Origin of the sequence: Chryseobacterium lathyri, assembly GCF_030812195.1 — a bacterium.
Lineage (GTDB): Bacteria > Bacteroidota > Bacteroidia > Flavobacteriales > Weeksellaceae > Chryseobacterium > Chryseobacterium lathyri_A.
In genome coordinates, this window is the sequence record NZ_JAUSSF010000001.1 from 1,154,707 (window position 1) to 1,168,327 (window position 13,621).

The following is a 13,621-nucleotide window of genomic DNA, read 5'->3' on the forward strand; positions in this document are numbered from 1 at the left end:
TACAATCGGAATACCTACTTTTTTATACGCGATACACTGTCAAAGAATTTCTCGAACCTTGTTTCATTGAGCTTATTGTAAGCAGAAAGTCTTACAATTTTGAATAAAACCCAATTTAGTTTCAAAAAAACTTTAATATTTATTCCTTAATATACAAAAGAAGTTGTTATATTTGACTTGCAAAACGAATCAAAAACCTACATTTTCAAAGTGAGTATCTTTCATAGTTAGTAAAAAAGTCTCCTCATAAAGGAGACTCAAAAAATGATATATGTATTACTTTGAAATATCACATATAATCCGATGAAGTTCATGGCACCTATGTTGTCTTCATGGCACATCTGGAACAATATTAGCTGCTGCTTCAAACACCTCAGGGGCATTATATCCATCTTTCCAATACCTGTCCGATTCTATTAATGTTGCAGATTTCCATCCATTGAAAGGCATGCTCAGGCAATGCACATAATATTCAACATCCTGCTGCCATACTCCAAAATCAGGAAGATTTTTTTGCAGGTATAAAAACTCATTTACGTCTTCATTATTAATACGTATCACTTCATCTATTGCTTCTGCTCTTGTTATACCTTTGAAATTTTCCAACACTTTTACTAGGTTAACATAAAAATCGCCCGTAGCCTCCTCTTTAAGTAGAGATTGGATATCATTAAAATATCCTGGTATACGACCGGAAACCCTAGATAACTCCCTGATAACAGGATGCCTATGTATTTTATCAGGAAGCGTAACACCAGTTTCCACTTCCATAGATTCATTAAAGGCGCGAAGCATCAACGTCTTTTCCCGGATCGTTCGTTGATTTTCTGGTGTAGGGAATCGTTTGTCTCTTTTGAACATAGTTTCTATTTCCACACCATCGAAATAAATATTTATTTTATCTGCAATGCGAACGACAGACGAATGGGGTATAAATTCCAGAAATCCATGCCGCATTTGCTCGAGAAACGCCCCGAGTGGGATATTGGCATCGCTGGCACTTAGGGTTCCTTTTAGAATGGCAACAGTACATTCTTGTGCATTACGCACCTCATCGGGCGTACACTGTTCATAGATATCATCATTATACATAGACCATAGCATAAGGCGCGCCAATGGTATCAATCTTTCATAAGTTGGAATAAGAGGCCACCATCTTGCAGACATATAACCAGTACGTACCCGTTTATAATTTTCGCGGGCGGCATCGGGAAGCAAACTTCTAAGTTCACCATCAATCCATTCCTTGTCAGTGTGTTTCTGTATAGCTTCGGCATACGGACTTATCAAATCAGGAGTAGGATAGACAAGCCTTGTTTCAAGAATTTCACGAATGTTCATAATATAATTTTTTAAAAAGATTAATTGTTTAAAATAAAAATTGGATTATTTTAATGTTTTTATGCATAGCTCAGCTTCTCCTTTGTTTTTTAAACCTCGGGAAGCTCTGTTCCATGGTAACGAAACAGTCCATACAGACAGAGATATTCCCTATCAATTCACTGATTTCTATAATCTCTCCTATAATTAGATCGGTATTGTAATTTTTAATATCGGAAAAGGATACATACACTACTTGTGTAGCAGTTCATGAGTATTAAATTTTCATTTTTCATAATTTCATGGATTTGGGTTAGTTTTATAAAGGCTAATATAAAAACAATCAATTAATAAATAATCATCATAATTCACTTTTATTTGACTTTTAAATAAAAAATATATGATTTATTATTTAAATAAAAAAAAATTGAAAGAAAATTAAATTATCATCACATTTAAATATTATTCTTTGATAGCAATGTTGGAGGTAATTCTTTTCATCAATATCTCTCTTTCAACTCAATTTAAATATCCTTGCTTATCCGAACAATCATAATAGCAAAAAAACAAGTCATTAGTAAAGTATAGGTCAATGCTTGAAAACTACCGTAGATAAGGAAAGTTCCTGATACTTTATCATTTAGCTTGCTTGTCATATAAAAAATTCAATTAATTTTCTGGTGCTGCAAAGTGAAAATCACTGCTAACCCCCTCAATATTTAACATTTTCAGTTAACTGAACTGCAACGTCAATACTTACTGATATCTTTCAGAAGTAAATTCAAATAATTCATTTATTTCTAAATTTCTCCTTTATAGACACTACTATTTGTGTTCTACTTATATTTTGTAAATAAAACTTTTAAGAAACTAGAATTATAATTCTTGGATATGTTCGGTTTCAGTATTTGATCAAAATCAGAAAACAAGTTTACTTATTGAAAGTAGATATGAAAAAATATATCCAACATTATAAGTTAGATCATAGATGACAAATCAGAACTAAATGAATACTTTCTTACTTAAAAAATGAAACATTATCTTTATTTATAAAATTGGGCAGAATATTTTATTCCTTTAAAAACATGATAGATCTATTGAAATGAAACAAAAAAAATCAAAAAAAATGTTTATAAAAATGATAAAAAAGGAGATTCACTTATCTGTTTAATATGTAATATCCTTGAAATTTCATCTTGCTTTTTTATTTTTGCACAAGATATTTTTCAACAAGGACATATCCGTACCAATTTTTTTATCCTGAATTTTAGCATAATGCTGTGTCATTCTAATATTAGTATGCCCAAGCATCTTGCTGACTGTTTCCAATGGTACACCATTATTAAGGGTGATTGTAGTAGCAAACGTATGTCTCGCAGTGTGAAAAGTAATATCAAAATCAATTTCACATAAATCTCCTATTTCTTTTAAATATTCATTCATTTTTTGATTACTCAACACGGGCAAAACAGTATTTTCATTTATACATTTTGGATAACCTTCGTACCTTTCTAAAATTGCTTGAGCTTCAGCTAATATAGGAATACTGGCTTCGACTTTTGTTTTTGTCCTTTTAATTTTTATCCATAGTCCTCCATCAATACCCCTTATTATTTTATAGTTGGTAAGATTTTTAATATCTATATAAGCTAGACCCGTATAGCAGCAGAATACGAAGATATCTCTTACAATTCGTAATCGTTCAGAAATGAATTTCTTATTTCGGAGTCTTTCTAACTCTAAATCTGTTAAAAATCTTACATCAACTTTGATTATTTTAGATTTATAATTGGTGAAGGGATTTTTACTCATCCACTCGTTATCAAGGCAGATATTGATTATTTTCTGAAAATTCTTGATGTATTTTACAGCAGAATTATTAGAACAGTCTCTTACGGTTCGCAGATAAAACTCATAATCTGCAACAAATCCTGGATTAATATGACGAACATCAATATCCGAAATCTTAAATTTCCATTTCATAAATGCTTGGGTATGCCGTAAAGAAGTTTCGTACCTTTCCCAGGTTCCTCTGGAAAATTCTTTTCCTATCAATTCTTTCATCTTTAAATTATGATCTTTAAAGACTTCGATAAGGGTAACTTTTCTTTCTTCAATTCCCAGATATTTATTACGAAGATTTTCGCAGGTTATCTCCCTGCCCTCATTAAGCAGAGTATTATAGCATTCAAATAATTTGGCTCGTGAACTTTCCAGTAAGGAGTTTAATTGTTGAGCTTTATGGGTATTCCCTGTGACCCTTCCCGATTTTATGCTCCATTGTGAAGTTTTTACCTGTTGTCCGGTTGAAATTTCTGTTCTTTTACCGAAAATGGTAATTCGCAAATAAATGGTGGACATTTCAGAATTGTTCTTTGCTTTTTTTGGATAGAACAGTAAGCTGTAGGTTTGCATAACTTTAAATTTTAAAGGTTAGTAATTTATTTTTGAACCTTTATACCTACAAGATGTTCAATCGATGAACAGGCTGTTTAATGAGAATTCGGTGAGTCAAAATATTATCCGAAAACGACTCACCGAATGACTCACTTTCATTTTGTAATTCTTTGATCTGTTTTGATAACTCCAAACAACAAAAAAGCCCTTAAACACTAAGATTTAAAGGCTTTTGATTTTATTTGTTTCTCCAACTTGCGGAGAGAGAGGGATTCGAACCCCCGGACCTGTTACAGTCAATAGTTTTCAAGACTATCGCAATCGACCACTCTGCCATCTCTCCTGAATAACGGTTATACCGTTGTTTTCAGTGGTGCAAATATATAAAGTTTTTTAAAACTGACAAAATATTTTTTCAGCTCTTTGTAAAAATATTTGAATCCAATAAACACTTTTTTTAAATAGGAATCCATTAAGGGGCAAATATCCATCCTACTTTTATTCTCCAAGCCGTATAACCAGCATCTTTTGTATCTAGTTCAGGAATATTTTCTATTTCGGGAATCCTGTCTATCTCTTCTTGGGAAAAAGGTTTCAAATTGACTTTCAGGCGTTCTTCATTCAGATGTCTTTTACTTTCCACCGGATAAGGTACTCTTTCTTCAGTCAACTGTGTGCCGTATTTTTGAGGTCTGCTCTGAAAAACCTGGATCCTGTCATGTAGATAAGCAATGTTTAAAGGATTGATATCGTTTTTATTTTCAATCATCATTTTATAGCATTCTTTCATAAATTCAGGCTCACCAATAGAATGCTGAATAACAAGCCATGCTGCGTCACTAGCCTTCTCCCCCACTTTTGAAATCGTAGGAAAGCCTATCTTCCCGATGATTTCCTGAAGCCTTTCAGCATTTTGCCTGTGAATCTGTTCCATCTCCGGATGATAACCGTTGGAAAGCTTACCCTCAGAAGCCAGTTTCTCTCTAACTGACAGATCTTTTTCAGCAAGCTCAATTAATTTTTTAGAAAATACTTCATTCATATTTTTAATGAATCTATTTAAGGGCTCTTGTCATTTGATCCGGAATTTGTTTAGTTGACAGATAGATACTCTTCTATTCTATGATCAATGGTGTTCAGGACTGCAAATTGCCAAAAAAATTCCAAATATTTCGTCTTTGAGAGTTCATTTAATTAAAAAATCTAACATTTTTGAAAAGAGCTGTCACATTTTATTCATTAAGTTTGTCTTCAAAAGAAATATCATGCAGGAAAATTACAGCAGGCTGCTTACCTATGCTTACAATATCACAGGGTCTTATGAAGACTCACAGGATCTTGTTCAGGATGTGATAGAAAAATATATTTCTTTAGACAAATCAGGGATCAAAAACGAGGTTAACTTTCTGATTAAAAGTACAGTTAATCATGCAATCAATTTTAAGAACAGGCACAGTAAAAAAATGATTTACGGAGAATGGCTTCCGGAACCCCTATCCTTTGACAATGCAGAAAATAAACTGATCAAGGAGCAGACGGCTCGTTACACACTCCTTGTACTTTTAGAAAAACTGAATGCTAAAGAAAGAGCTGTATATATTTTAAAAGAAGCTTTCGATTATTCTCATCAAGAAATTGCTGAAACCCTGGATATTTCCATTGATAATTCACGCCAGCTGCTGAGCCGTGCAGGAAAGCAGCTGCAACATATAAAATACGCTCCCGATACTGCAAATTCTACGGATACCGATATACTCCACAGATATCAGAAGGCATTGAGTGAAGGAAATATTTCCATGATCGAAGAACTTCTGATAGATGATATCAGGCTTTCTGCAGATGGTGGAAAACGTATCCGTGTCATCAAAGCTGTGGAAACCGGCAAACCAGCAACGGCATCTCTTCTCGCTTACGTGCAACAGCAGTTTCTTTCAGGGAAATCTTTTACTTTTAATGTTTTCAATCATCAGCCTGCTTTGTGCTTCTGGCAGGGAGACCGTATTTATAACTGCCATATTCTGGATATCAATGAGCATGGTCTGATCAGGGAAATCTATTCTATTGTAGATCCTGAAAAATTGAAAAGAATTAATTAGTTTAAGGTTCAATTCTCAACTTTCCACCCATCTCTGTCACGTTTTAAAAGTCAGGTGTGTCTTTAAAGAAAAAAGTATGAACACACTCCTCCGAATCGACAGCAGCCTTAGGATTAAAGATTCCTATTCACGCCGTATGGGCGATTATTTTGTAAAACAGTGGATCCTGAAACATCCGGAAGGATCGGTTATTGAAAGAGATACCGCCAGAAAAATGACACCTCACCTTACCCAGCAGACTTTCGATGCATTTTCAAATGAAAATCTTTATACCGAAGATCTGCTACTATCTGACAAATTAATTGATGAGCTTTACAAAAGCAGTGAAATACTGATCACCTGCCCTATGTATAATTACGGGATTCCCTCTTCGCTGAAAGCTTATTTTGACCTTGTAATCAGGACTAAGAAAACGTTTACCTATGACCATGGCATCAAAGGACTGCTTTCAGAGAAGAAAGCGCATATCATTTCTGTCATGGGCGGTGTTCACTCTTTACCCGGCGGAATGAATCCTCTTGAAATTCATTTAACCAGCATCTTAAATCATCTGGGAATTACTGACATCAGCTATTTTCCTTTGGAAGGCACTGCTACCTCTGATCAGATTTCAAAGAAAACAGAATTAATAGAAACCTCAATTTTTAAATATTTAAATTAATCATGGAAGAGATCAGGCAAGCTATAGAAACCTTTATCAAAGGTGGTGATACTGGTGATATCAGCCTTTTAGAGCAGGCTCTTCATCAAAATTACCAAAACATACAGGACGGATTTTTTGACCAACCTGGAATTTTCATCATTTCTAAAGAAGAGTATATTCAACTGGTTCACGATAAAATTTTTGGTGGGAAACCGAGAACAATTCTTTACCATTCTTTGAAACAGAAAAATAATATTGCGTACGCTCAGGTTTCCCTGGAAAGTTCGGCTCTCAGATTTTCATCGCTTATAACCTGTGTCCGGGAGAACGGGGAATGGAAAGTAATCACTAACGTTCCTTTAATAGAACAGAAATAAGAAATAACAGCAAAAAGGCTGTGTCAAAGGATTGATACTTTTGATGCAGCTTTTTTTAATATAAAGATTCTGCCAGTGATGTTTTATCACTTTACGGGAAAGCAGTCCTCATGTATCTGTTCATAAATCCTTAAAACAATCGTAATCTACATTTCCGGTTAATTTCCAAACAGACGTTTAATTTTGTTCAAATCTAATATACTGTATAAAGTGAAGAAAATATTTACCTCTGTTTTATTTTGTGCATCCATCTTTTTTTATGCACAAACCGGTACTCTTTCCGGAAATATCAATGATGATTCCAAACTATCCCTTCCGGGCGCCAAGATCTCTCTAGCTCCGGGAAATATCTATACAACTTCGGACGATCATGGTAATTTTGTTTTCCTGAATGTTCCTGCAGGAAGTTATACCATGACAGTAGATTACCTGGGCTATGGAACCAGCGAATACAATGTAACAGTTGAATCTGAAAAAAATACAAGACAGAATATCATTTTTGCAAGAAAAGAAACAGCAATTGCAGAAGTAGTTGTAAGCGGAGCCACACTAAAAAACCAGGCAAGAGCATTAAATAAGCAGAAAAACAATGCCAATATCACCAATGTGATCTCATCCGACCAGATCGGACGTTTTCCTGATGCCAATATCGGTGATGCTTTGAAACGCGTTCCCGGTATTACAATACAGAATGACCAGGGAGAAGCCAGGAATCTTATCATCAGAGGTCTTGCCCCTAATCTAAATTCTGTAACACTGAATGGAGACAGAATTCCGTCTGCAGAAGGTGATAACAGGAATGTTCAGATGGATCTGATTCCTTCAGATATGATCTCCACGATCGAAGTTAATAAAACCCTGACCCCGGATATGGATGCTGATGCTATCGGTGGTTCTGTCAACCTTATCACGAGGGCTTCACCTAACGGGCAGAGAATTTCTGCAACTCTGGCCGGGGGTTACAATCCCATCCGTGAAAAAGGCAATTATACAGCAGGCTTTGTGTATGGAAACCGTTTTTTGAATAAAAAGCTGGGGGCTGTTTTCAGTTTTTCCTATAACAATAACAATTTTGGCTCGGATAATATTGAACCGACATGGAGCATTGCAGATGATGCCGCACAGACTGTTTACATCAGCAAAATGGGAGTCCGCTATTATAATGAGCACCGCATAAGACACAGTTTTGATCTGAATATGGATTATGAATTCAATTCTAAAAATAAGATCTATGCTTCAGCAATGTACAATTTTAGAACGGACAAAGAGAACAGGTTTGCATTAGGCTATAAAATAAAGCCGGTCTATAATGATGATGAAACGGAAATTACAGGCTGGAAAGGCAGCATCACAAGACAGAATAAAGGCGGAGATGCGGATAATGACAACACACGTCTGGAAAGACAGAAAGTACAGAACTATGCTTTAAGAGGGGAACATCTTCTGGGTTCGAAGATTGATCTTGACTGGTCCATGAACTATGCAACGGCCAGCGAAAAGAAGCCACATGAGCGTTATATAGAGTTTGAGAATGGAAAGATGAATTTCTCTTCAGACCTCAGCGATCCGGAAAGACCGATGATCACTCCCCTTTCTGCTGATAATTTAGGAGTTTATGAGCTAAGTGACCTTTCAGATTCCAACAGTTTTACACAGGAAAAAGAATTTGGGGCGAAGGTCAATGTCCGTTTTCCGTTTTCCGTGATCGAAAACCAGAAAGGCAGACTTCGCACAGGTTTACGTCTTCGTTTAAAGGAAAAAGAACGGAACAATGATTATTATGCTTTTGAGCCTTTGAATGACATGGGAAGCCTGTTATCTATTCCTACTGTTCATTTTGACGGTCAAAACTTTCAGCCGGGAAATTATGTTCCGGGAACTTTCGTAGATCCTTCATACATTGGTGGTCTAGATCTGTTTAATTCCAATTTATTTAAAGGTGAGCTGAAGCCGGAAGAATTCCTTTCGAGTAATTATACAGCCAAAGAAAATATCTATGCCGGATACATCAGATGGGACCAGGACTTTAGTGATACCTTCTCAATGATTGCAGGAGCCCGTATTGAAACCACAAAAATTGACTATACCGGAAATTATGTGCTGGACGAGGAAGATCTGGCAGGAAAGATCAATCGTACGAATACCTACACTAATGTGCTTCCGAATTTATCCTTCAAATATGTCCCTGTTCAGGATTTTATATTGCGGGCAGCATTTACAACAGCTTTGGCACGCCCGAATTATTATTCACTGGTTCCCTATCTTAACGTTATTTCCGGGGATGAAACCATTGCGGCGGGAAATCCGGATTTAAAGGCAACGTATGCCTATAATTTTGATTTTATGGCAGAGAAATACTTTAAATCTGTGGGTATTCTTTCAGGAGGTATTTTTTTTAAGAACCTTAAGGATTTTATTTATACCTATTCGAGAAGAAATTATACATCGGGTGATTTTTCGAATGATTTTGCAGGCCAATCCAATCCTATTCCTGCCGGAGAAAATAACTGGAGCTTTACACAGCAGCGCAATGGTGACCATGTAGATATTTACGGTTTTGAAGTGGCCCTTCAACGTCAGCTCGACTTTATTCCGGGAGCATTCTGGAAAGGTCTTGGAGTATATGTCAATTATACGTACACCAAATCAAAAGCGAAAGGAATCACAAATGAAGATGGCGTGGAAAGAACAGATGTAGGACTTCCGGGCGCTGCACCGCATATGTTCAACGGATCTCTTTCTTGGGAAAATAAACGTTTCTCGGCAAGGGTTTCTATGAATTACGCGTCCGATTATATTGATGAACTGGGTGGAAAATCATTTGAAGACCGTTATTATGACAAGCAGGTTTTCCTTGATGCAAATGCATCTTATAAAATTACAAGCCAGCTCAGGGTTTTTGCCGAAGCCAATAATCTGACGAACCAACCGTTACGGTATTATCAGGGAATCCAAAGCAGAACTGCACAGGTGGAATATTACAAGCCGAGATTCACTTTAGGATTGAAATTTGATTTTTAAACGTATGAAAAAGTTACCATTTATTATAACGATATCAGTTTTACCTCTTGTGGTGAGCTGCAGCACGCAAAATTTAGGAAAAAATATAAAACCTTCTGTTATTACAGAAACGGTAGTTCACGATACTGATGATCCTGCCATCTGGATCAATCCTGCGGATGCTTCCAAAAGCATTATTATCGGGACAGATAAAGATACTGACGGCGGACTGTACGCTTTTGACCTGAATGGAAAAATCGTCAATAAAGTCTTAGGATTAAAACGTCCGAACAATGTAGATATTGAATACGGCTTTATGCTGAACGAAAAAAAAACGGATATTGCTGCGGTTACAGAAAGAGAAACCAATACAGTAAAGCTTTACAGTCTTCCTGACCTGAAGGAAGTAGGTAAATTTACAGTATTTGACGGTGAAACGGAACGCGATCCGATGGGAATTTCCATGTACCGAAATCCAGCATCAGGAGAAATCCATGCTGTTGTGGGAAGAAAATCCGGCCCGGCGGATGGGTATCTGTGGCAGTACAAGCTTTCTGAAAAAGAAGGAAAAATAACAGGCAAGGTCATCCGGAAGTTCGGAAAATACAGCGGACTGAAAGAGATTGAAAGTATCGCTGTAGATGATGAAATGGGCTATATTTATTATTCTGATGAGCAGTTCGGGGTGCATCAGTATGATGCAGATCCGGCCAAAGGAAATGAGGAGCTTCTCGTCTTTGGAAAAAATGATTTTAAATCTGATGTGGAAGGAATCTCTATTTATCCTACTTCAGAAAAAACAGGATATATTCTGGTTTCCAACCAGCAGAAGGATACCTTCAACGTGTATCTGAGAGAAGATCCCGCCAAAGGAAGAATTGCTGAAATTCCGGTTTCCACCAGTGAAAGTGACGGTTCCGAAGTAACGAATGTGAATCTAGGACCCAATTTTCCGAAGGGGGTATTTGTCGCCATGAGCAATGGCAGGGTTTTCCATTTTTATGATTGGAAGGTGATTGAGGAAAGGATTAAAAAGGCTCAGAATACTGGAAAGTGATACTGTTTCTATAAATAGAGTAATTCTTAAATATCAAAAATAAAACCATTGTTCTGCCAATGGTTTTATTATTCACTGTTGACATGTGCCAATTTTAATGAGTATTTTGTTAAAAATCACCTCTGTTTTACCTTTCTTTTCAATTCCCGGACCCGCAAGGTCAGTTGTTTTCGCAGATCATTGTGATACTGTCTGTAATTTTTTATGCTTCTTTCCAGTTGTTTTTTTTGAGCCAGATAATCTTCATACAATTCACTTAATTCCGAGACCTTTGAAATCATATCGGAAGGCTGAATATCCGGATCTCCGGCTGCTTTTTTCAACAGACCACGGTAATATTCCATACGGTCTGTAATGCTGCTGTGAAATTTTGGTTCTATTCCCTGCATAGCTGTTGGTATGTATTAAAAAATTAAAAAATGGTCACTTTCCGATGGCTGCAGAAGGCGTATCACTCTGAAATAAAATCTTAACACTTTTATCCAAAGCATTCTTGCCTGCTGATTTTGAGTAAATATTGTTCAGCGCGGATGAGATCAAGGTTTCTTCCGGATCTCCCAGGGGAAGCAGTGGCAGCGAAGCATATTCACTGGCTGCAATCTGTGGAGAAATTCCATTGCCGTAAGCTCCTTCCCCATTCGCATTGAACACTTTATAAATAACCGGATGAAGCTGCCACGATATTTTTTTAGGATTCCTTTTGTCTTCCACCATAAATCCGGCCATATCTTTCCCCAATGTCACACCTCCCACCTGAATGACCTGCATATAGGGTTTAAGGTTATTGATCACGATCTCCGAGGCTGATGCCGTACTGGTTGAGGTAAGAATATAAGCTTTACTTAATCCCAAAGCATTCACATGCAGAGTATTAAAATCAAGGGCATTAGAATCATAGTTGATCTGCTGGGCAAATGTCCGTTTGACTTCACCTCCGTTTTTATTTCCCTTGTAGATAATAAATGGTGAGGATGAAGAAATTCCGGAAGGGATCAATGAGCAAAGTGCCGCTGCTGAAGCCACGGATCCTCCATAATTGTACCGGATATCGATAATAAGTTCCTGTATTCCGGCTGCTTTGAATGCGGCAAATTTCTGATTCAGGGCAGGGGTCATTCCGTCCGGAAAATCATAAATGTAAAGATATCCTGTCTTTTTTCCGTTTTTTTCAAATATTTTAGATTCCAGAGGCTGTTCAAAGGAATACCCGTAATAGACTGTGATGTTCTTTTCATTTACAACAGTATCATTTTCCCAGTTCCCAACTGTTAATTCTATGACTGTCTGATCTTTAATTGATGATGTCAATTCTTCTGCATTAGCTGCAGTAATTGCTTTACCGTTGATCTTCGTGATCATCATCCCTCTTTCCAGACCGGAATTGAATGCCGGAGAGTTTTTCATAACAAGCTTTACGGTGGTTACAACACTGCCATCAGCGAGCTGTATGACTGTATAATCAAAGCCATACATATTCCGGACAGAACGCGGATAAGAAGAAGGATCCTTGCTATCTACAGCAAATGAAAACCTGTCCTGTGAGGATAAAAGGCTTTTAAAAAAATCCTTCACCGGTAAATGGTAATCCGGTTTGGCGGGCATTTGGTCTGCCCAGTAATAGTATCTTTTCATGCTGTCCTGCACCCATTGGTTTACAGACTCCCTGCTTCCTTCCGGAAAACGCGGAACACCCTCATCATCATTCCGATTGCATGATAAGATCAAGACAGATGCTGCAGCAAACAGCAATAGAAAATTAAAATATTTTCTCATAAAACCGGCTTACATTAAAGATAATCTGCCACATCAACCTCTCCTTTAACAGTGAGAATACCATTTTCCATTTTTTCCTGTAGAATGATAAGATTGGCTCCTATATCCTGCTTTAATTTTACTTTAATGATTTCAGATCCGGTATACGGGGTATTGCTATCCGGCTTATACAGTTCAAGGTATACAGGAGCTGTATTGCTGAAAAAATTATAGATCTTTACCTCAGTAAAATTTTTCTTTCCGATATCGGCAAATTCTGCAAGCACTGCTCCATTTTCTCTTTTCAGAATCCCTTTCACATTAGTCAGTGAACTCCCTGAGTATTCTCCTAAATTGGGGAAAATGAATTCAAAACCTACTTTTCCCAGATTGATCTGCGGTTTAACAGCAGATGCCTGAAGAAAAATCCCCGGAAGATTGAAAAAATTCAGGGTTTTATAATCACTGACATTGTCGTAAGTGATATTGTAATGGGCAATTTCAGTACCCGTTTCATTATTGTAGATCCCAAGTCTGTTTGTTTCTCCTTCATCCAGAACAAAATCAAGTCTGGTCTCTATTTTATTGGTATAAGAAGTGTTTCCATCGATAGATATAGGGCTTCCGTTAAGTCTCAGCTGGATAATATCCGGTTTGGAATATCCTTTTATGTTAACCTCAGCAGGCTTCTGTGACTTATCAAACGGCTGCATAATGCTGCTGTCTGAACAGGAAATAAGTAATGTAAAAAATACGAGTGCAATGAACTTATTCATTTATATTATTTTAAATTAAAAAATCTAACTCAGAAATGTTGTCCTGTCCGGTGAAAGTACAGGACAACAGGATAATTATAAAAAACTAAGTTGGATATGTTTATAATCAAACGGTTTTGCGGAAAAGCTTTAAACCTGTTTTGATCGATTAAGTTTTCATGGTTAATTCCTGCAGAATACTCTGAGGGCTAAGTGGATATACG

Annotated in this window: 11 protein-coding genes and 1 tRNA gene; 5 read left to right on the top strand and 7 right to left on the bottom strand. The window is 36.7% G+C overall.

The window, feature by feature from the left end; genetic code table 11:
* Positions 1–330: 330 nt before the first annotated feature.
* The 4 genes from J2T03_RS05210 to J2T03_RS05225 all read right to left on the bottom strand — a co-directional run bounded on the left by J2T03_RS05210 (position 331) and on the right by J2T03_RS05225 (position 4,759).
* Positions 331–1,341: a terpene synthase family protein gene (locus J2T03_RS05210; protein ID WP_307209856.1), complete on the bottom strand. Its 1,011-nt coding sequence runs from the start codon at positions 1,339–1,341 to the stop codon at positions 331–333.
* 1,170 nt (positions 1,342–2,511) lie between these two features.
* Positions 2,512–3,735: a site-specific integrase gene (locus J2T03_RS05215; RefSeq protein WP_307209858.1), complete on the bottom strand. Its 1,224-nt coding sequence runs from the start codon at positions 3,733–3,735 to the stop codon at positions 2,512–2,514.
* A gap of 240 nt (positions 3,736–3,975) precedes the next feature.
* A tRNA-Ser gene (locus J2T03_RS05220) sits at positions 3,976–4,060 on the bottom strand.
* A 129-nt stretch (positions 4,061–4,189) separates the two neighbouring features.
* Positions 4,190–4,759, bottom strand: a complete 570-nt coding sequence (locus tag J2T03_RS05225) for a DUF6624 domain-containing protein (RefSeq protein WP_307209860.1) — start codon at positions 4,757–4,759, stop codon at positions 4,190–4,192.
* A gap of 223 nt (positions 4,760–4,982) precedes the next feature.
* Between J2T03_RS05225 and J2T03_RS05230 the strand changes: the two genes are divergently transcribed.
* The 5 genes from J2T03_RS05230 (at position 4,983) to J2T03_RS05250 (ending at position 10,890) form a co-directional block, all read left to right on the top strand.
* Positions 4,983–5,813, top strand: coding sequence for a sigma-70 family RNA polymerase sigma factor (locus tag J2T03_RS05230; protein ID WP_307209862.1), 831 nt, complete (start codon positions 4,983–4,985; stop codon positions 5,811–5,813).
* A gap of 76 nt (positions 5,814–5,889) precedes the next feature.
* Positions 5,890–6,474: an FMN-dependent NADH-azoreductase gene (locus J2T03_RS05235; RefSeq protein WP_307209863.1), complete on the top strand. Its 585-nt coding sequence runs from the start codon at positions 5,890–5,892 to the stop codon at positions 6,472–6,474.
* 2 nt (positions 6,475–6,476) lie between these two features.
* Positions 6,477–6,833 carry a nuclear transport factor 2 family protein gene (locus tag J2T03_RS05240; protein WP_307209865.1) on the top strand — a complete coding sequence of 119 codons (357 nt, stop codon included), beginning with the start codon at positions 6,477–6,479 and terminating at the stop codon, positions 6,831–6,833.
* Positions 6,834–7,043: 210 nt separating this feature from the next.
* A complete protein-coding gene (locus J2T03_RS05245) occupies positions 7,044–9,854 on the top strand; it encodes a TonB-dependent receptor (RefSeq protein WP_307209867.1) in 2,811 nt (936 codons plus the stop codon).
* Between the two features lie 4 nt (positions 9,855–9,858).
* Positions 9,859–10,890, top strand: a complete 1,032-nt coding sequence (locus J2T03_RS05250; RefSeq protein WP_307209870.1) for a phytase — start codon at positions 9,859–9,861, stop codon at positions 10,888–10,890.
* Positions 10,891–11,006: 116 nt separating this feature from the next.
* Here J2T03_RS05250 and J2T03_RS05255 read toward each other — a convergent pair whose 3' ends face one another.
* Genes J2T03_RS05255 through J2T03_RS05265 form a run of 3 tightly spaced genes read right to left on the bottom strand, consistent with a single transcriptional unit; the run spans position 11,007 to position 13,418 of the window.
* Positions 11,007–11,279 carry a hypothetical protein gene (locus J2T03_RS05255; protein WP_306841934.1) on the bottom strand — a complete coding sequence of 91 codons (273 nt, stop codon included), beginning with the start codon at positions 11,277–11,279 and terminating at the stop codon, positions 11,007–11,009.
* A gap of 34 nt (positions 11,280–11,313) precedes the next feature.
* Positions 11,314–12,663 carry a S41 family peptidase gene (locus J2T03_RS05260; protein ID WP_307209871.1) on the bottom strand — a complete coding sequence of 450 codons (1,350 nt, stop codon included), beginning with the start codon at positions 12,661–12,663 and terminating at the stop codon, positions 11,314–11,316.
* Positions 12,664–12,677: 14 nt separating this feature from the next.
* Entirely contained in the window at positions 12,678–13,418 is a 741-nt protein-coding gene (locus J2T03_RS05265; protein WP_307209873.1) for a hypothetical protein, read from the bottom strand.
* Positions 13,419–13,621: the final 203 nt, after the last annotated feature.